This is a genomic window from Phaeocystidibacter luteus (genome assembly GCF_008933115.1).
GTDB classification, from domain to species: domain Bacteria; phylum Bacteroidota; class Bacteroidia; order Flavobacteriales; family Schleiferiaceae; genus Phaeocystidibacter; species Phaeocystidibacter luteus.
In genome coordinates, this window is record NZ_WBVO01000004.1 from 76,701 (window position 1) to 94,247 (window position 17,547).

The window sequence follows — 17,547 nt, forward strand, 5'->3', positions numbered from 1 at the left end:
AAGCGCGCAAATATAATTCATGAACTATCAAAAATGTATGACCTTTGTTACAGTCAACGGTACATTTTTCACCTTGTTCATGGATTCAAAAATGGGTATGAATTTTAGAGAAACCAAATTTGGAAATGTGTATGCTAACGAGCAGGCATTGAGTGAGTTGGATTCCCTTCTGGGTTTGTACTCCGAATCCGAAAGCCTCGTTTTCTTCTTAGTTGATGAGAATACACACGAGAAATGTCTGGTAAGATTGATTCCCGAACTGCCCTCTTTAGGTAAGTATGAGATCTTAGAAGTACCCGCTGGGGAGGAATCTAAGTCGATTGAGGTTGTGTACAATTTATGGACCTCCCTATCGGAGTTGGGGGCAGATAGGCACGCATTACTCGTAAATGTTGGAGGTGGAATGATTACCGACCTTGGTGGATTTGTTGCCTCAACCTATAAGCGCGGGATAGAGTTTGCCCACGTTCCAACATCGCTTCTCGGGATGGTGGACGCATCACTGGGTGGTAAAACGGGAATAGATGTAGAAGGCGCGAAGAACCTCGTCGGAACCTTTGCTTCCACGAAAGGGGTTTTCCTTATTCCTGATTTTCTAGAAACCCTCCCTGAGCGCGACACCCTCTCCGGTTTCGCCGAGATGATTAAACATGCCCTCATCTCCTCAGAAGATGAGTGGAAACGTATTTCAAAGTCGAATCCACTCACGCTTTGGGAGCAACCCGATGTCGTACGCGATTCTATGAAAGTAAAGCTCGATGTTGTCGAAGACGATCCAAAGGAGGCAGGTGCAAGGAAGCACCTCAACTTTGGGCATACTTTCGGACATGCGCTTGAGAGTTTTTTCCTCGACTCAAATCCAGAGAATCCACTGCTTCACGGTGAAGCAATTGCCCACGGCATGTGGATGGAAGTTGAAGCTTCGGTCATGACGTGTGGCTTGAGTAGAGAAACGGCAAACGAGATTCAAGCTTTAATTGACGAGACGTACCCAGCGATCTCTATTGATGAGTCGAAGTATGAAGCGGTATTAGAATGGCTGAAGTTCGATAAGAAGAACAGCGGCGGCTCGGTGCGGTTTGTTTTGCTTGAAAAAATTGGAAAGCCGGTGCGAGACCGCGAACTTAGTGAAGAGCAAATGCTCGAAATCCTTCGCATTCGCAAGACACGGAACTAATGAAATCACTCACGTACATCCAACCAGAGGGAGGCGCTATCCCAGAGTTGGAGGTGCCATTGTCAAAAAGTGTAGCCAATAGATGGCTCATTCTTGAGGCGATTTTCCCAAAGCATATTGTAAAGAAGCAGCTTTCCGAAGCCGCAGACACGCGCATTCTCAGAGAAGCACTTGAATCTGAAAGCACCGATATTGACCTCGGAGCTGCTGGAACTGCCATGCGTTTTGCCACGGCTTTTTTTAGCGCCAAGCCTGGGGCGGTGACCTACCTGTATGGAACCGACCGAATGCATGAACGGCCCATTCAACCTTTGGTTAAGGCTCTTCGAAGCCTTGGTGCAGAGATTCGGTACGAAGGGAAAGAGGGTTTTCCACCGCTCCGGATTTACGGTCGACATCTCCGCGGTGGCGAAGTGTATATTCCAGCCGACATGAGCAGCCAGTTTATTTCGGCCCTTATGCTTGTTGCTCCCGCAACCCAAGATGGACTACTGATAAACCGAACCAGTAAAACCGTTTCGCAGCCCTACATTGATATGACCACTGCCGTTCTTCAACAAGCGGGAATTACGGTAGAGGAAGATGACAACAGGATTCATGTACACGGCAAGCCTAGCGGTGTTGTTGAAATGCCGTCGGAAGGTGACTGGAGCGCAGCTGCAGCTTTTGTTGCATGGACGGCTGTGAGCGGGCAATCTATCACTGTGAAAGGCCTTTCGAACGAATCCATTCAAGGTGATGCGATGCTGATTGAATGGGCCGAAGAGCTTGGTGTTGAAGGCGAATGGGTAGATGGTAACTGGTTGTTGAACCGAACACATATCCCTGAAGAGGATCTGCATCTTGATTTACTCGATCACCCTGATTTGGCGCAGTCTATAATAATGGCGGCATTCGCACAGGGAAGAGGAGGAAAGGTAACGGGATTGAATACACTTCGCATCAAAGAAACTGACCGTATCAATGCACTTGTAGAATGCATACGCATGCTAGGCGGTGAAACTACTGACACAGGTGGAGCCTTGTATTGGTCGCCAACGGAATCGCTCAATTTCAATGGGGCTACGTTTAAGACGTACGAAGACCACCGTATGGCCATGGCACTAGCTCCACTCGCAGCACTTCACGACATTACCATCGACGATGAAACGGTGGTTGTGAAGTCGTTCCCGAAGTTCTGGGAGGAGATGAAGAAGGTAGGGTTAACATTATCGTAGTGCATAGTGTAGCTCGAAGTTAAAAGCCCACTTCAAGCCTCCAGGCGTTTCATCTAGTCCACTTCCCCTGCTTTTCGAGTTGAATTCGCGATTGACCATGCCTCGGATTTCAAGTTTCAAAGTTGAAGAAAGCTGAACCCCGCCGTATACATTTATTCCAGCGCCTGATTTTGAGAAGCGCAATACACTCATTTGCATACTTGTAGTTCGCATCATGAGCCATACGGGAAGTTCATCCATTCCGCTGCTGAAATAGAACATGTCGGCTCGTAGTTTCCCACCTGGGATTTGGAATTCACATGATGTCGCTATCATACTCGTCCCGTTTTTGGGATGACTCCAATGAAAGTCACTTCGCACACCAATTTCTACGTTTAGCGCGGTGGTCTTGATGTAGTTCCGCAAGTGGAGTGACTGACTTTCATCTTTGTTCCTACTTCTCAGTCTCGAACCCGCTTCGACTCCGCGATTGTGATAAGCATACTCCAACTGCCAGCCGCGGGTCTTCGAGGTGACCCATTCCGGTTTTCTTTGATAGCCACCATAAGCCGTCCCACACAGTGAATGCTTTTTCCAGCCGTACTCAAAAAGAACAATGGCGGATCGTTCCCCTCCACCTGAAAAAAGTAGTCCGTTTGCATTTTGTGCAGAGGGTTGATAGTCAACCGCCGATCTTCGAATTTTCATTCCAAGCGACGCGTCGCCAAATGATTTTGAGTAGGACATTCCAAAGGCTAAGCGGTTATCGTGGTCTGTGCTTAATTCTGCATCGAGAAAATGAGTGCCATATATAAATTGACCACCCATGGAGCTTGCCAAGCGAAAAGAAAGACGAGATTTCTCGAAATAAAGGAGGTGCCCAGCCCAAAATAGCCGTAGCATTTTCCATGTCTTTTCTATGTAAATCCCTTCATGCCAGTTGGTAACTGCCGACTTTCTTTGAAGCTCTGTTGAGGTGCGGTGGCTACCGGTTGAGGGGTAGCTTTCTACCCATCCATCGCTGAGTCGGGCATCTGCATTGTCTTTTCCGAGATTCAACTGAAGTTTCCAGTTGTTGCGTTGATACCTCGCTAGAACACCTCGATACGTTCCAAACTCACTCGCCGAGGATATGGCCGTGTTCGGATTAAAGAATGTGTGAATTTGCCCGACCTTTTGCGGTATGGCGCTGCCAAACCCCACACCGAATAGTATACCGGTAGAATGACCGAGCCTGTAATCTCCGAGTGAAACAAACCAAGTCTTACCACCATTCCATTGGAGATTGAAGGAATGATGATCTATTATTCCTTTTCGGATAGAGTGAATGGGTTCTCCTGCATCTTGCTGCCATCGCCAATAAAAGGCATACGGATGGTTTTTGATTTCCAGTTTCCCCTGCACTTGCGCGGGTATTCCTTGATATTCATTATCGATGTAGCCTTTCTTGGTAGGGTCGTCTACTTGAATGCCTACAGAAGCTTTCACCTTAGTTCGACCCCTTGTCTTCAATGAATATCCCTCATTCTCATCAAGCGCCAAGTATGGCTTGCGTGCTTCAATCCATTGTCCATTTATTCCATGCGCCTCGCATAATTCACCCCAATCGAGCAATGCGCCAGCTTCATCAATGTATCGTTTAATGCTAATGGCTTCAGTAGTCGAGATCAGCGGGTGTGCGCTCAACTCGTGGATAGTGGCGGAGTTCAACGCCAGTGGATTCGCTTCGTAGGCACTCAACTCATCTTGGAGCTGCTCCAATTCTTGAGATGTTAAGCCTTGTTCCCAATCGAAGCTGACAGTTTGGGCAAGCAGGGCATTTGACCATAGTATCACACTAATCCATTTCCACATGGTTGTTCATGCCTACATGCGATTGGACAATTGGATTGAGCCCCATTTCGATTCCGAAAGTGTAATCGAATGAGCTCGTTTTCAAGATCAGATTTGCTTTCAATTGCCCACGCCATGAAGCGTCAAACCTGACCGATAGCCTTTCACCTTCTGATTGTAAGTGCAGCCTAAAGTCGTGAGCCAATGATGATAAGAATGTACTATGCCCGATCCACCATCCATCAGCGATGCGATAGGCAAGTTCGAAATCAACCCGTGACTTGGCTATTGGGTTTGAAATGAGTGGAGAGGCTACGCTCGTGGTCATTCTCCATTGCGATGAGTACAACGAGTGGCCAAGTCCAACCGAAAATTGAACGGCCTTGGAGAATGGGATGTACAAAGAACTCAGCAAAGCGTGAAGCCTCTGCTCTTCACTTATACTAACGCCACATTGCAACCCCATCCATCCAACAGCCCATTCGCTCTGTCCACTCCACTCGGCCTTGGCTAGCAAATACGCACCCTTTCTGGTATGTGCCACCTCGCTTCGTGAAGTGTACCATGAAGAAAAATCTATCGCGGTCACGGTGGCCGTCCAACTGGTGTGAGGGACGGATGGCCTTCCCATGTAGACTTTGGATATGCCCTCAGACCATGTCGTGAGGTTCAAGGTTCCACCGCCCACAAATTGAGAAAGACCCAATTGAGAGGAAAAAAGGAACAGCCCTATGACACAACGATAATTCACTTGGCTAAGATGCGCCGAGGCATTCGCTCTAGTCGGAGGTTAAACGTTTACTTCCGTTTACACACGCTTTTAATCGCATCTCTCATTTCTCGCGCCCTTCCGATTATGGAAGGTTGAGAATCCCTTATCTTGGCTCTTCGTGAGTTGGAGACTTGTCATAGCCTTTCTTTTCCTCGGTTTGAATCTTCAAGCCCAGCAGTATTTCTTCCAGACTTTTGGTCAGGATGAAGGAATACCCGTTTCCACCATTAATGATATTGTAGAAGACGACCTAGGTTTCATGTGGATCGCCACGGAAGGGGGAGGGCTTGCCCGATTTGACGGTCTGCATTCACAGGTTTTCAATACCGAAAACGCTGCAGGTATTCCTTCAAACTACATTACCCGACTTCATTTCAAAACGGAACTCGGTCTTCTTATCGGCACCGATAAAGGACTCGTATTGTACAATGGCTTCACGTTTCAGGATGTCTGGAATCTGCCCAAAGAAAGAGTAGTGGCCTTCACTTTTGTAGATGAGGAGTTATTTGTGGTGTACCGAAGAAGTATTTGGAAGGTTGCTCCCGATAGCACAACTACCTCATGGGATTTTGAGGATGATGTGGAACTGATGTCTGTTTGCGCCACGAATTCCGATTTATTCATCGGTGCCTCCAATGGAGTCTATCGCAAGAATGGAGAGGAGTGGGAGAAGTGGTGGAATGGGACTAATGTGCGTTCAATCTTCGATCCGAATCCAAATGAAGACGGCTCAGCCATTCAGGTAGGGGCAGCCGACGATGTGTATCTCATATTGAGAAAAGGAGTAGGGTTGAAAAACCTGAGTAGCTCTGGAGACGGAGGCGCTCACCCTGATGTTCGTGATATCGTGCTCGACAGCCGTGGTCGCTGGTGGTATGGAAGTTATCTGAATGGACTTCGACGATACGACTCTCAACTTCCCGAATCTGTTGCTGAGACCCGAATAGGTGAGGAGCAAGGATTGACAACTCCTAAAGTTCGTTGCTTGCACGTGTCTACCGACGGCCGAATTTGGATTGGTGGACTTACCGGCTTGAGTAGATTGGTGGAGCCGGATCTTTTCAGAATAAATAAATCAGATGGACTTGCCGACGATAGAATACACGCTGTGGCGCTTGGTTCAAATGGCGACTTGTGGATGGGAGGGCTTTCTGGTTTGTCGCGAAGAAAATACAGAGGGGATGTAGAATCCTTTACCTCGAGTTCGGGTTTGCCACGTGGATTGATTTTCGACGTGGTAGAAACGAAATCTGGGGATATCTATATCGCTACGGAGAACGGATTGGTTCGTAGAACTAGAACTGGTTTCAGAACCTACGGGGAAGAAAATGGACTTGGCAATGCTTTCATTTTTGATTTAGAACCCTTGTCTAGCGGCGGCATGGCCGTTGCCACCACAGAAGGGATTTACATTTTCGCGAATGGTAGATTCAGGGTTCTTGACATCAACCTAACAACAACGGCATTTACCCGAATTCAAGAAGATAACTTAGGTCGACTTTGGGCATTAGACATTGAGGGGAGGATTCTTCAACAACAAGGAGAGGGTTGGAAGAATGCTTTCAAGGAAGATTTAATGCTCAGGATTTCGCCAGCTACCTTTCAGGTTGATCAGGAAGGCACGCTTTGGATGGGCACGAATGGTCACGGTTTGTGGCGTTTGGATTCAGAAAGACTAGATTCAATAACCGCTTCACAAGGCTTGATAAGCGACAATGTTTGGTCACTTGATGTAGATGCCGGTGATGTGTGGATCGGCACTGAAAGTGGAATTCAGAACATCGTTTGGAACCGAGGATGGGGCTTCGGAGCACGCGTATCAAACGCAAGAGGAATTGGCGAAACGGAGTGCAATCCGCATGCGGTAGTACGAAGTGATGAGTCCATCATTTTCGGAACAAATGCGGGTGTGATAGTTGCGCCGTTGCGCAGAGATAATGAAAACGTGGTTCCGGGAAAGCTTCAACTGACTGCCTTGGACCTCTATTTCGAGCAGCCTGAGACCTGGTCGTTGTGGAGCACATCCGTTCAACCGTGGAGCGGAATGCCGCAATCGCTGGAATTGCCATGGGACCAGAATTACTTGAGATTCTCGTATGCTGCGCTTCAGGTGGCTGACCCGTTGTCGCTTCAATATCAATATAAAATGAGCCCGCTAAACAGCGAATGGACGGCAGCTGAGGGCAGGACGGAGGCCATTTACACCAGTGTTCCTCCGGGAAAATACACGTTTGAAGTGAAGGCTTTTGATCCAATCAGTGGAAAGTCTTTATACTCGGAACCATACACCTTCGTGATTCGGTCGCCGTTTTGGAAAACCTGGTGGTTCTACGTAATTGTTGGGCTTGTGCTGGCCGCTTCGGTATGGCTGTACATCCGTGTTCGTTTCCAGCGAATCAATGCGAGATTGAAACTTGAAGAAGAGCGTAACGACCTGGAGCGACGCGCACTTCGGTTGCAGATGAATCCGCACTTTGTCTTTAACGCACTTGATGCGATATCTGGATTCATCTTTAAAAATGAGCCCAAGGAGGCGGTGAAGTACTTGAACAACTTTGCGAAGTTGATGCGATTGATGCTAGAGAGTTCTCGGGAGCATGTCATTCCTGTACATACCGAGATTCAATTGCTGGAGAACTACCTCGCCCTTGAAAAATTGCGCTTTTCAGGATCTTTTGAAAGTGAGATTATTATTGATGACGATCTCGATACGTACGGCTTTTCTATGCCTTCAATGATGGTACAACCACATGTTGAAAACGCCATTCTGCACGGGTTGCGCCCGACCGGCGGAGGCAAAGTGACTATCACCTTTACAGAGGTTGAAGGCTCATTGAAGTGTGTGGTAGAGGATAATGGAGTAGGCAGAAAGAAGTCGGCCGAGTTGAATGAAAAGAGCGGTAGAACACACCGGAGTTTGGCGGGAGAAATCAGTCGACGACGCGTTGAGCTCTTCGAGCGCACCTTTGGAGGTCGGAGTGCGGTAATAACCGAAGACCTTTACGACGAAAACGGAGATGCTGCGGGTACGCGAGTCCTTCTTCAACTGCCGCTTCAGTCGGTAGACGAGTGGGACGACGAATAGTCGTTAAATAGGAGCACAACCGCGATTGCTCATTTGGATAAAATGGGTCGGTCGGATTCATTAGATTTGTAAGAACTGCAACACTGCCCCATGTTAAAAGCATTGATTATTGATGACGAAGAGAACAGTAGAGCTGCCTTAAAGGGTAAGCTTGAGCTCTTTTGTCCAGACATTCGTCCAATCACAGAAGCTTCGAATATTGAAGGTGCCATGCAAGAAATTGTGAGTGGCAAGCCTGATGTGATGTTCTTGGATGTAAAGCTCGCCGGTGAGACCGGATTTGAGCTGCTAGAGAAATTGAGAGCTGAGGAGATCAGCTGGAACGGTGAGGTAATCTTCACTACGGCGCATGATGAATTCGCGCTAAAGGCGATCAAGTTTTCGGCATTAGACTACCTGTTGAAGCCTATTGATCCTGAGGAGCTCGTTAAGGCGGTTCGTAAGGTTCAGCAGATAAACTCGGTTGAGCCAAGTGCTGGAATTTCGGTTCTGTTGGAGAACTTTCGTTCGGCGACTGAATCTCCAAAGAAGATTGTCATTCCGAGTTCGGATGGCATGCACATCATTAAGGTGAGTGACATTTTGAGATGTGAATCTTCGAGCAACTATACGCAGTTTGTACTTCGCACGGGTAAGAACCTGCTTGCGAGCAAGACGTTAAAAGAATTCGACAACATGTTGTCGGACCACAATTTTGAGCGCATTCACAAGAGTCACTTGGTGAACATGAACTATGTGAAGCGTTATGTGCAGTCGGATGGAGGCTATGTGATTATGGAAGATGATTCCAGGATTCCGGTAGCCAATAGGAAGAAGGAACACTTGATGACCTTACTGAAATCACTCTGAGCAACACTGTGATAAAATGGAGCCCCATGATCGATGATTGTGGGGTTTTTTGTGGGGTAAAAAATGGGATGGTGTGAGTTGGAATAGCTAGGTTAGAAGTGGGCTGCTGACCACGAGCAGCTGGGGTCCGCCACTCCTCCTCCCCAGTCGGAAGTTACACCATCCCAGCGACCTAAGTCGTGTCGTAAACGTATACAAACGCTTAGTTTTCAACCCTTCAAATTTCCATTGTGAGATTCAGCGATTTGATTTATTTCTTCCGAACTTCACCACAAGGGGTGGGGTTGGGGCCCCTTAAGGCGCCGGAGAGGCTTCTATAGCCCGCACGGATTAAAGTCCTGTACTAATTGGAACCAGCGCTAAAAGTCGAAGTGAATCGCCCACTTCGCTCCGCGGAATCCCTATTGCTAGGCGGCATTCCCGTCCCCATCTAAACGTCCGAGAGTCTATTAGTCCAAAAGTCTCCCGCATCAGCTTCGCCTCGCGGGATTCCTCCCTTTGGTCGGAACCTTAAGTCGGTACATCATTCCGAAGGTCCAACCCTCTAACCCTCCAACCCTCCAAATTCCCCCATTCGTAGTCCATTTCCTACCATTCGACGAAATATAACGACTGAACCGTAAGTCATCTCCTACATTTGAAGTGCATTTCAATACGGAGTTCCCCCCTTCCGAAGTGGCGAAAAGCAACATGTAGCTATGCTATCGTGCATTTTAATACCAAATGGAGGAACCATGAAGACTTACATCTTATCACTCATCGCAGCCGTCGTTACCCTCAGCTCTTGCTCAGAGAACGTCGTTGAAGAACAGTATACCTTCGAAGAACCGAAGTATACACTCGTTTTTCAATCCGCAAGTGATTTTAACTGGTCTATTAACGAGCTCAGTGGAACTTTGGATTCCGTAGATGTCACAAATTTTTCTACCATCGATGTAGAAGTAACTCTAGCCAAGGATGCTTCCCTCACCTGTATCGTTTACAAAGGCGAGTATCCCATCTTCTACCGCGTAAGCTCTTGCCAGAAGTCTTCTGCTTATCAGTTCTCGGTAGACATTCAATGACATGCAATAAAAAAGGGGAATTACTTCCCCTCTAAATCTGCTGCGCTTTTCAGAACTTTCGTCTTTAAGCCTTCTTTGTAGTTGATGATGTTCTGCATAATCGCCTCATCCGAACTGCCTACAATCTGAGCGGCCAAGATTCCAGCGTTCTTCGCGCCGTCTAGCGCTACCGTGGCAACAGGAACGCCACCTGGCATCTGCAAGATGCTCAATACACTGTCCCATCCATCAATCGAGTTTCTGGATTTTACAGGAACACCAATCACTGGTAAGGGTGACAGCGAAGCAACCATTCCCGGAAGGTGAGCAGCACCACCAGCCCCAGCAATGATGGCCTTAATGCCTCGCGTATGCGCCGACTTCCCATATTCATACATGCGCTCCGGAGTACGGTGGGCTGAAACAATCGTGATTTCATACGGCACGCCCAGTTCCTTTAAAACATCCGCGGCCTCCTGCATAACGGGAAGATCACTCTTGCTTCCCATGATAATTCCAATCATGTTTTCTCGTCTATTAGGGTAGTCTAACTTCTACTAATAACTTTAATCGCACTCTTCGCCTGCTCCGCCGCTTTTCTGGCTTCAGATCTGTCGGCATTCGTAACCGTTACGTGCCCCATTTTTCTAAATGGACGCGTGGAACTCTTTCCGTACAAGTGAATGTACACTCCAGGCATGCTCAACAAGTTCTCATATCCGTCGTAACGAACCGGACCACTGTACCCCGTTTCACCAACCAAGTTAGCCATTACCGCAGGTAAGCGAAGTTCAGTTGAGCCCAATGGCATCCCCGTTACCGCTCTCACATGCTGCTCAAACTGCGATGTAAAGTTTGATTCTATCGTAAGGTGACCACTGTTGTGCGTTCTTGGAGCAACTTCGTTGATGTATACTTCGCCATCCTTACTCAAGAACATTTCAACGGCTAAAAGTCCAACTAAGTCAAAGGCCTCAATCGCATCTACCGCTAATTTGCGCGCTTTCTCTTCCGCTTCAGGAGAAACCGTTGCCGGACAAAGCACATATTCTACCTGGTTCGCAGTTGGATGGAATTCCATTTCAACTACAGGATACGTCACAGTCTGTCCATGCTCGTTTCTCGCAACAATCACAGCGAGTTCTTTCTCAAAAGGAACGAAAGCTTCAACCAATCCGGCCTGATCTGGCAAGGATTCAATCTGAGCGGCATCCTTCACAATGTTCACCCCAAATCCGTCGTAACCGCCCGTAGCGGCCTTCCAAACAAACGGTGGCTTCCAGTTTCCATCTTTCAAGCCCTCTAGCATCTCTGCCTTGTTTTTGAAGGTGAAGAACTTAGAAGTTGGTAGACCTTTAGTTTGATAAAATTCCTTCTGGTCGGCCTTATTTTGAATGATACGCAATGCCGATGGCTGCGGGAATACCTTCACACCTTGCTTTTGCAGGTCCTCAAGGGCATCTACATTTACGTGCTCAATTTCAATGGTGAGAACATCCAAGCCACGTCCAAATTCCATGACCGTGTTGTAGTCGGTAAGTGAACCTTGAACAAATTCGTTGGATGCGAGCCTCGATGGAGCATCCGCCGCAGGGTCGATCACCTTTGTATATATGTCATAGCGACGAGTTTCTTGAAGCATCATTTTGCCCAATTGTCCGCCACCTAGTACGCCAAGTTTGAAGTTGGGATTCGAAAAAATCTCTTTCATTCTTCTCGTTCTGATATTATTACCTCTGCCAGAGGATGGACGGCAAAGGTACGTCCTGTTCCTAGCTCTTCACAGAGAAATCTTGTTCTTCGTTTCTTTCCCTTTCGCATGGGGGGTCTGCTGCCCAATCGGAAGACCGCGTTTTCAGGAAGATCTTCAAGCGTCAAAATCATCGATTTCATCTCATCTTCCTCTCTCAACACTCGCAACAACTTGGTATCTGCCGAGCAGCTCGCCTTGGGCTTGCTCAGGTATCGAGCGATTTCAGCCTCAACATGTGGTGGGTAAATTTGAGAGTCGAGGATGGGATGCATCAATTCCTGAAACATAGACTGCCATTCCACTCCATGGGGATTGACTTTTGACGCGTACTTCTCGTACGTTTTCATGTGCGCCACCTCGTGCACTAGCGTGAGCAAGAAGTGATACGGATGCAAATCGCCGTTCACAGTGAGCTGATGTGGGCGTCCTCTCAAACCCGGACGAAAATCTCCAAGTTTCGTTTTTCGCGGTCGAACCACCTTCAGCAAAAAATGATGCGGCTTCAGCATTTCCTCTACAAAGCTGGCCGAACCCTCTGGTATAAAGGGAAGTAACTGGTTTATCACTTGGGCGATACGTTTGTAGAAGAGGACCATGTAGGACAGTCGCAATCTTTAGCCGCACCACAGCTCGATAAGCTCAGGAAGCCAATACTTGCAACTATAACTAGAATGATGCGTTTAATCCCTTTCATATTCTCTCTTTGTGCCACAAAATTAAACTTATTTTAGCGGCATGGTCTACAGATTCTTTAATGGCATTGGCGATTATGCCCTTCTCATGTGGCGCGTCTTCCGCAGACCCGAAAGCTGGCGGGAGACTTGGAAGGCTTTCTGGCGCGAAGTAGACCTTCTCGGACTCGATTCACTCTGGATCGTTTCTATCATTTCCCTCTTCATGGGTGCGGTAGTAACTATTCAAACAGCATTGAATCTAGACGATCCATTCATTCCTGATTATTACATCGCCATTGCCGTTCGCGAATCTATCATTCTAGAATTTTCGCCTACTATGGTGAGTCTGATTCTGGCCGGTAAGGTGGGGTCTAATATCGCATCGACGATTGGAACCATGCGGACATCAGAGCAGATTGATGCCCTGGAAGTTATGGGGATCAATAGCGCAAACTATCTCATTCTGCCTAAAATCGCCGCCTCCGTTTTCTTCAATCCTATGCTGCTTACGCTGAGTCTTGTGCTCGGACTTGCAGGAGGATACTTGGCGGGAGAATGGACGGGAATGGTGGTGAGCTCGGACTTCATCCTTGGACTTCAGATGGGGTGGGACCCATTCTACATATCCTACGCCATCATTAAAATGATTGTGTTTGCTTTCCTCATCGCTTCCATTTCTGCCTATTTCGGGTATACCGTTAAGGGTGGAGCTGTTGAGGTTGGTCGCTCAAGCACCACGGCGGTTGTGAATTCATCGTTGGCCATTATCGTGTTCAACTACATACTAACCGATGTACTCCTGAACTGATGATTGAAGTAAAAGGTCTAAGAAAGAGTTTCGGTGAACACGAGGTCCTCAAAGGGATCGACGTAAACTTTGAACCAGGGAAAGCGAACCTAATTATTGGTCGTTCCGGTTCAGGAAAAACAGTTTTCTTAAAGAGTGTACTCGGCCTGCATGACGTGGATTCTGGCGATATCGTCTACGACGGCCGGAATGTAGCCGAACTCTCGAAAGATGAGCGCACTTTACTCCGACAAGAAATCGGGATGGTATTCCAGGGCGGAGCGCTTTTCGATTCGCAAACCGTGCTCGAGAACGTTATGTTCCCGTTGAATTTCTTTGGAGATATGAGCGAAAGTGAGAAACGAGATCGAGCAGACTTCTGCCTTTCACGTGTTCGATTAGACAGCGCTCACAATCGTTTTCCTGCGGAAATTTCCGGAGGTATGCAGAAACGTGTAGCCATTGCGCGTGCTATCGCCATGAATCCAAAGTACCTTTTCTGTGATGAGCCAAACTCTGGTCTAGATCCAGAAACCGCCATCGTGATAGATAACCTCATCCAGGAAATTACAGAAGAGTACAACATTACCACGGTGATCAACACCCACGATATGAACTCCGTACTTGAAATCGGAGATCACGTGATTTTGTTGAAAGAGGGATATCGGGCCTGGGAAGGAACCAAGGACGAAATTCTTCATTCCGAGGATGAAGCCGTTCTCGACTTTGTTTTCCGTTCCGAACTGTTCAAAAAGGTGAAAGAAGCGCTTCGAAAGTAATTAGGAAAGCTTGTTCATCAACTCCATTACCTCGTTGCTATCCCACTTTTCCTCAATGTTTGGCATCGCCATAACTTGCTCCATTATTGCAGCCTGACGTTTGCCCTCGGCATTCGCCTCAGCGTATGGAATATGGCTGAAAGTTACCATAGAGTAGAGTGGAAGCCACTTCTCAGGATGAAGGGTAGAGAACTTTCCTTCAATTTTCTTTCTCAAGAGGAATTTTGGGTCGCCCGTTAAGTCGCGCATTTCCACAAAGTTCTGCATCGCCAAATCAGCAATGGCATCACCGTTTGGCTTGCGCTCCTCTTCGTAGAGCTTCATGGCCTTATCCCAATCTTCATTTGTCTCTGCTAAGAATTTCTCGAAGATGGTACAGTCTTCAAAACCGGCATTCATACCCTGGCCATAGAATGGAACAATGGCGTGTGAAGCATCCCCTAGGAGAGCGACTTTACCGTTTTTGCTCCAAGGGAAACAACGGATGATAACCAAGCTACTCGTTGGGTTCTCGTGCCAATCTTCCATGAGATTCGGCATTAGCTCGTAGGCGTCTGGGAATGTGGATTTAAAGAAGTTTCGAACCTTTTCGTCGTTATCTAGTGCATCAAACCCTTGCTCACCCCCATAAGGATGGAAAAGGGTGCAAGTAAAGCTGCCGTCCATGTTGGGAAGGGCGATGAGCATAAATTCGCCACGCGGCCAGATGTGTAGTGCATTTTTTTCAAGCTTGTGCGTTCCATCCTCGTTTGGATGAATGGAAAGCTCCTTATAGCCGTGTTCGATGTATTCTTGTTCGTAATTGAATCTATCGGTGCGTTGCATCGCCTTTCGAACAGCTGAGAATGCCCCATCTGTACCGAACAATAATCCATTGTCGGAAACGACTTGTTCACCCGTATTTCTATTTGTGAATGTGGCAGAGCCTTTTTCGAGGTCAACCGATTTACACTTGTGTTCGAAGTTGATTTTGACGTTGCCTTCTCGTTCGGCAAGATCCATCAGTACGCGATTCAAACCTCCGCGGGAAACACTCCAGATGGCTTGGTTCTCTTTGCCGTATGGTTGATAGGTAAGGCTCCCATCCATGGCGTGCATAACACGACGGTACATTGGAATGGCCACTTCACGGATTTGATCGCCCAAGCCTACCTTTTCCAGGGCCTTCCAGCCACGGTCAGAAAGTGCTAGGTTAATCGATCGGCCGGCAGACAAGCTAGCGTCGCGCATATCTGGACGCGCTTCGAAAATGTCAACATTGTATCCGCGTTTGGCGAGGTAAACAGACCAAAGTGAACCAACAAGTCCTGCTCCAACAACGGTAGCCTTTTTCATAGATAGGTTTTTATGCTTCTTTCAAAACGTTGAGGAGTGTCTCCCCAAATCGATAGATGTCTTCAAATGAGCTGTACATAGGAACCGGTGCCATGCGAATGACATGCGGCTCGCGCCAATCGGCAATAACTCCTGCGGCTAGTAGCTTGTCGAACAAGTCCTTGCCCAAACCTGGGAATAGGACCGAAACCTGACAACCACTTTGGGCTTCGTTTGCAGGCGTGATAATTTCGATTTCTCGGCCAGTGAGCTCTGCAACCTCTAACAGTACTTCGCGTAGATAGTTGCTCAATTTTCTCCCTCGGGCTCGGAGTTCGGCTAAATCGACATGATCGAACAAGTCCAAAGAAGCTCTATGCGCAGCCATGGCCAAAACGGGCACGTTGCTCAACTGCCAAGCTTCGGCAGTTGGAATCGGTTCAAATTGATCGGGCATTGCAAACCGACTTCCTTTGTCGTGGCCCCACCATCCTTCAAAACGAGGGATGTCGCGCTGGCCATGGTGACGCTCGTGAATGTAGATTCCGGCGATTGAACCAGGTCCGGAGTTTAAGTATTTATATGAACACCACGCGGCGAAATCAACGTCCCATTCGTGGAGTTTTAGTTCGATGTTGCCGATGCCGTGTGCTAAATCCCACCCAACGGTTATTCCTTTTGCACGCGCAAATTTGGTAAGGGAGTTCATGTCGAAAACCTGGCCTGTATAGTAGTTGACGCCGCCAATCATCATCATGGCAATAGAGTCGCCTTCGCGTTCGATGATCTCGTGGATATCCTCCTCGCGGATGGTGTGTTCGCCTTCTCTCGGGCTTACTTCAATGATTGCCTCTTTTGGGTCGAATCCGTGAAAGCGGGCCTGGCTGGCCAACGCGTATTGGTCGCTAGGAAAAGCTTTGGCTTCACAGAGGATCTTGAATCGAGATTCCGTAGGTCGATAAAAACTCACCATCAACAAGTGAAGGTTGTTCGTGAGTGTGCCGATGGCAACCACTTCTTCTGGCTTAGATCCAACCAATCGGGCAAGCGACTTCGTGAAGTTCTCGTGGTACGGCATCCAAGGTCTTCTCGCGTGAACGTGCCCTTCAACACCCAAGTTCTTCCAATCTTCCAACTCTTCGTCGATATACTTTTTGGCATCCACCGGCTGTAATCCGAGGGAATTGCCGGTGAAATACATCACATCTGCACCGTTGTGCTGAGGAATGTGGAATTTCTGACGAAGGCTTGATAAAGAGTCGTTTGCATCGCTTTGGAGTGCAAAATCTCTAGAGGTTAACGAACTCATGGGGTGAATTTTGTGCCGCTAATTTAGCTTGAAATAGAGGATAGGACAAATGAATTGAGCGCTGTTCCTACCGCTAGAAGTATCGGCGTGCCTTCCAACAAGAAACTGAAATACATATCGGGAAGCTCTTGATCGGAACGATGGATCAAGTATCCAGTAAACAACAGGGCGCTGACCTCAATCCACGGGATATTGGTGTGGTAACCAGGGTAGAGCTGAAGGAGAATGACAAATGCGATGGCAGTGAGCGCGATGTTTCTCGCTCGAGCCACACCTATCCACATAGGTAAGGTGAGTAGGTCGGTAGAATCGGTGCGAGCATCCCGTATATCAAAAGGAATGGTGATGGCAAGTATGAATGCAAATCGTTCTATATGATGAAGAATCTGATAGTCTCCGGATAATTCGTTTGCCAATAGCAAAGGGATTGTCGCCGTAACAACGGTCCAAATTGCCGCTATATAGATGATTTTAAACCCGGCGAGATACCTGACTCCTCGGCGATTGAAAAGTGCGGGGATTGTGTATAGTGCGCTGAGCAAAGCACAAACCACAAAGACTACCTTGGGGGTATTCGGAAGCTTCATCCATGCAACTGCTGCCCCAGCAGAAGCGGCTATAGAAATAGCAAAAATGGCTTTGCGGTTGTGGACGGTCCATGCCGCAATATGCTGACTGGGTTTTGTCTTGATTTCTGAAGTTTCAACCCAACGCGCATATCCGTAAAAAGCGACCGTGCTAGAGAAGCACAAGAGAAGGTAGTCTATGGAAATTTCACCCGATCGATATGAGGAAAGCCAGGCTAGAGAGGCGACAGCGAAGCCGACCCACAAATTACTGTATACAAAAGCTCTGAAAACCTTTTGGAGCATGAAACAAAGTAAAGGTAAAAGTTGTCATAAGGCGTTGAAAACTATTATGTAATTGTAGATGTTGTTCGTTCGGTTAAATGCTTAGCCAATCGTAACTTTGCAGC

The 17,547-nt window shown here is 47.7% G+C and carries 15 protein-coding genes; 7 read left to right on the plus strand and 8 right to left on the minus strand.

All coding sequences use genetic code 11. From position 1 onward, the window contains the following. The first annotated feature begins 19 nt into the window (after window positions 1–19). Window positions 20–1,177 carry a 3-dehydroquinate synthase gene (aroB, locus tag F8C67_RS06825; protein ID WP_151667082.1) on the plus strand — a complete coding sequence of 386 codons (1,158 nt, stop codon included), beginning with the start codon at window positions 20–22 and terminating at the stop codon, window positions 1,175–1,177. Then, window positions 1,177–2,394, plus strand: a complete 1,218-nt coding sequence (locus tag F8C67_RS06830) for a 3-phosphoshikimate 1-carboxyvinyltransferase (RefSeq protein ID WP_151667083.1) — start codon at window positions 1,177–1,179, stop codon at window positions 2,392–2,394. The genes aroB and F8C67_RS06830 overlap by 1 nt, the downstream gene beginning before the upstream one ends. Here F8C67_RS06830 and F8C67_RS06835 read toward each other — a convergent pair. Further along, the gene (locus tag F8C67_RS06835; RefSeq protein WP_151667084.1) at window positions 2,386–4,227 is read right to left on the minus strand and encodes a hypothetical protein; all 1,842 of its coding nucleotides are present in this window, start codon (window positions 4,225–4,227) and stop codon (window positions 2,386–2,388) included. The two genes, F8C67_RS06830 and F8C67_RS06835, sit on opposite strands and share 9 nt — an antisense overlap. After that, the gene (locus F8C67_RS06840) at window positions 4,211–4,750 is read right to left on the minus strand and encodes a hypothetical protein (protein ID WP_151667085.1); all 540 of its coding nucleotides are present in this window, start codon (window positions 4,748–4,750) and stop codon (window positions 4,211–4,213) included. Before F8C67_RS06840 ends, F8C67_RS06835 begins: the two co-directional genes overlap by 17 nt. 346 nt (window positions 4,751–5,096) lie before the next feature. Here F8C67_RS06840 and F8C67_RS06845 point away from each other — a divergent pair, with 346 nt between their 5' ends. The 3 genes from F8C67_RS06845 to F8C67_RS06855 all read left to right on the plus strand — a co-directional run bounded on the left by F8C67_RS06845 (window position 5,097) and on the right by F8C67_RS06855 (window position 9,976). Beyond that, on the plus strand, window positions 5,097–8,063 hold the full coding sequence (locus F8C67_RS06845; protein ID WP_151667086.1) for a ligand-binding sensor domain-containing protein: 2,967 nt from the start codon (window positions 5,097–5,099) through the stop codon (window positions 8,061–8,063). Window positions 8,064–8,153: 90 nt separating this feature from the next. Beyond that, window positions 8,154–8,912 (plus strand): LytR/AlgR family response regulator transcription factor, encoded by a 759-nt coding sequence (locus tag F8C67_RS06850; protein ID WP_151667087.1) that lies wholly within the window; start codon window positions 8,154–8,156, stop codon window positions 8,910–8,912. Window positions 8,913–9,646: 734 nt separating this feature from the next. Then, window positions 9,647–9,976 (plus strand): hypothetical protein, encoded by a 330-nt coding sequence (locus tag F8C67_RS06855; protein ID WP_151667088.1) that lies wholly within the window; start codon window positions 9,647–9,649, stop codon window positions 9,974–9,976. 20 nt (window positions 9,977–9,996) lie between these two features. On the opposite strand, the gene purE is transcribed toward F8C67_RS06855, so the two are convergent. From purE to F8C67_RS06870, 3 genes are read right to left on the minus strand one after another with little or no spacing between them, the layout of a single operon-like run. Then, window positions 9,997–10,479: a 5-(carboxyamino)imidazole ribonucleotide mutase gene (purE, locus tag F8C67_RS06860; protein ID WP_151667089.1), complete on the minus strand. Its 483-nt coding sequence runs from the start codon at window positions 10,477–10,479 to the stop codon at window positions 9,997–9,999. Between the two features lie 23 nt (window positions 10,480–10,502). Further along, window positions 10,503–11,666 (minus strand): 5-(carboxyamino)imidazole ribonucleotide synthase, encoded by a 1,164-nt coding sequence (locus tag F8C67_RS06865; RefSeq protein ID WP_151667090.1) that lies wholly within the window; start codon window positions 11,664–11,666, stop codon window positions 10,503–10,505. Further along, the gene (locus tag F8C67_RS06870; protein ID WP_170266391.1) at window positions 11,663–12,304 is read right to left on the minus strand and encodes a SprT family zinc-dependent metalloprotease; all 642 of its coding nucleotides are present in this window, start codon (window positions 12,302–12,304) and stop codon (window positions 11,663–11,665) included. Before F8C67_RS06870 ends, F8C67_RS06865 begins: the two co-directional genes overlap by 4 nt. Before the next feature lie 139 nt (window positions 12,305–12,443). On the opposite strand from F8C67_RS06870, the gene F8C67_RS06875 reads away from it, so the two are divergent. After that, the gene (locus F8C67_RS06875; protein WP_151667092.1) at window positions 12,444–13,190 is read left to right on the plus strand and encodes an MlaE family ABC transporter permease; all 747 of its coding nucleotides are present in this window, start codon (window positions 12,444–12,446) and stop codon (window positions 13,188–13,190) included. Next, window positions 13,190–13,948: an ABC transporter ATP-binding protein gene (locus F8C67_RS06880; RefSeq protein WP_151667093.1), complete on the plus strand. Its 759-nt coding sequence runs from the start codon at window positions 13,190–13,192 to the stop codon at window positions 13,946–13,948. Before F8C67_RS06875 ends, F8C67_RS06880 begins: the two co-directional genes overlap by 1 nt. Here F8C67_RS06880 and F8C67_RS06885 read toward each other — a convergent pair whose 3' ends face one another. From F8C67_RS06885 to F8C67_RS06895, 3 genes are read right to left on the minus strand one after another with little or no spacing between them, the layout of a single operon-like run. Continuing rightward, window positions 13,949–15,283, minus strand: a complete 1,335-nt coding sequence (locus F8C67_RS06885) for an FAD-dependent oxidoreductase (protein ID WP_151667094.1) — start codon at window positions 15,281–15,283, stop codon at window positions 13,949–13,951. A 10-nt stretch (window positions 15,284–15,293) separates the two neighbouring features. Beyond that, window positions 15,294–16,571 (minus strand): kynureninase, encoded by a 1,278-nt coding sequence (gene kynU / locus F8C67_RS06890; protein WP_151667095.1) that lies wholly within the window; start codon window positions 16,569–16,571, stop codon window positions 15,294–15,296. Window positions 16,572–16,594: 23 nt separating this feature from the next. Beyond that, window positions 16,595–17,443: a UbiA prenyltransferase family protein gene (locus tag F8C67_RS06895; protein WP_151667096.1), complete on the minus strand. Its 849-nt coding sequence runs from the start codon at window positions 17,441–17,443 to the stop codon at window positions 16,595–16,597. Window positions 17,444–17,547: the final 104 nt, after the last annotated feature.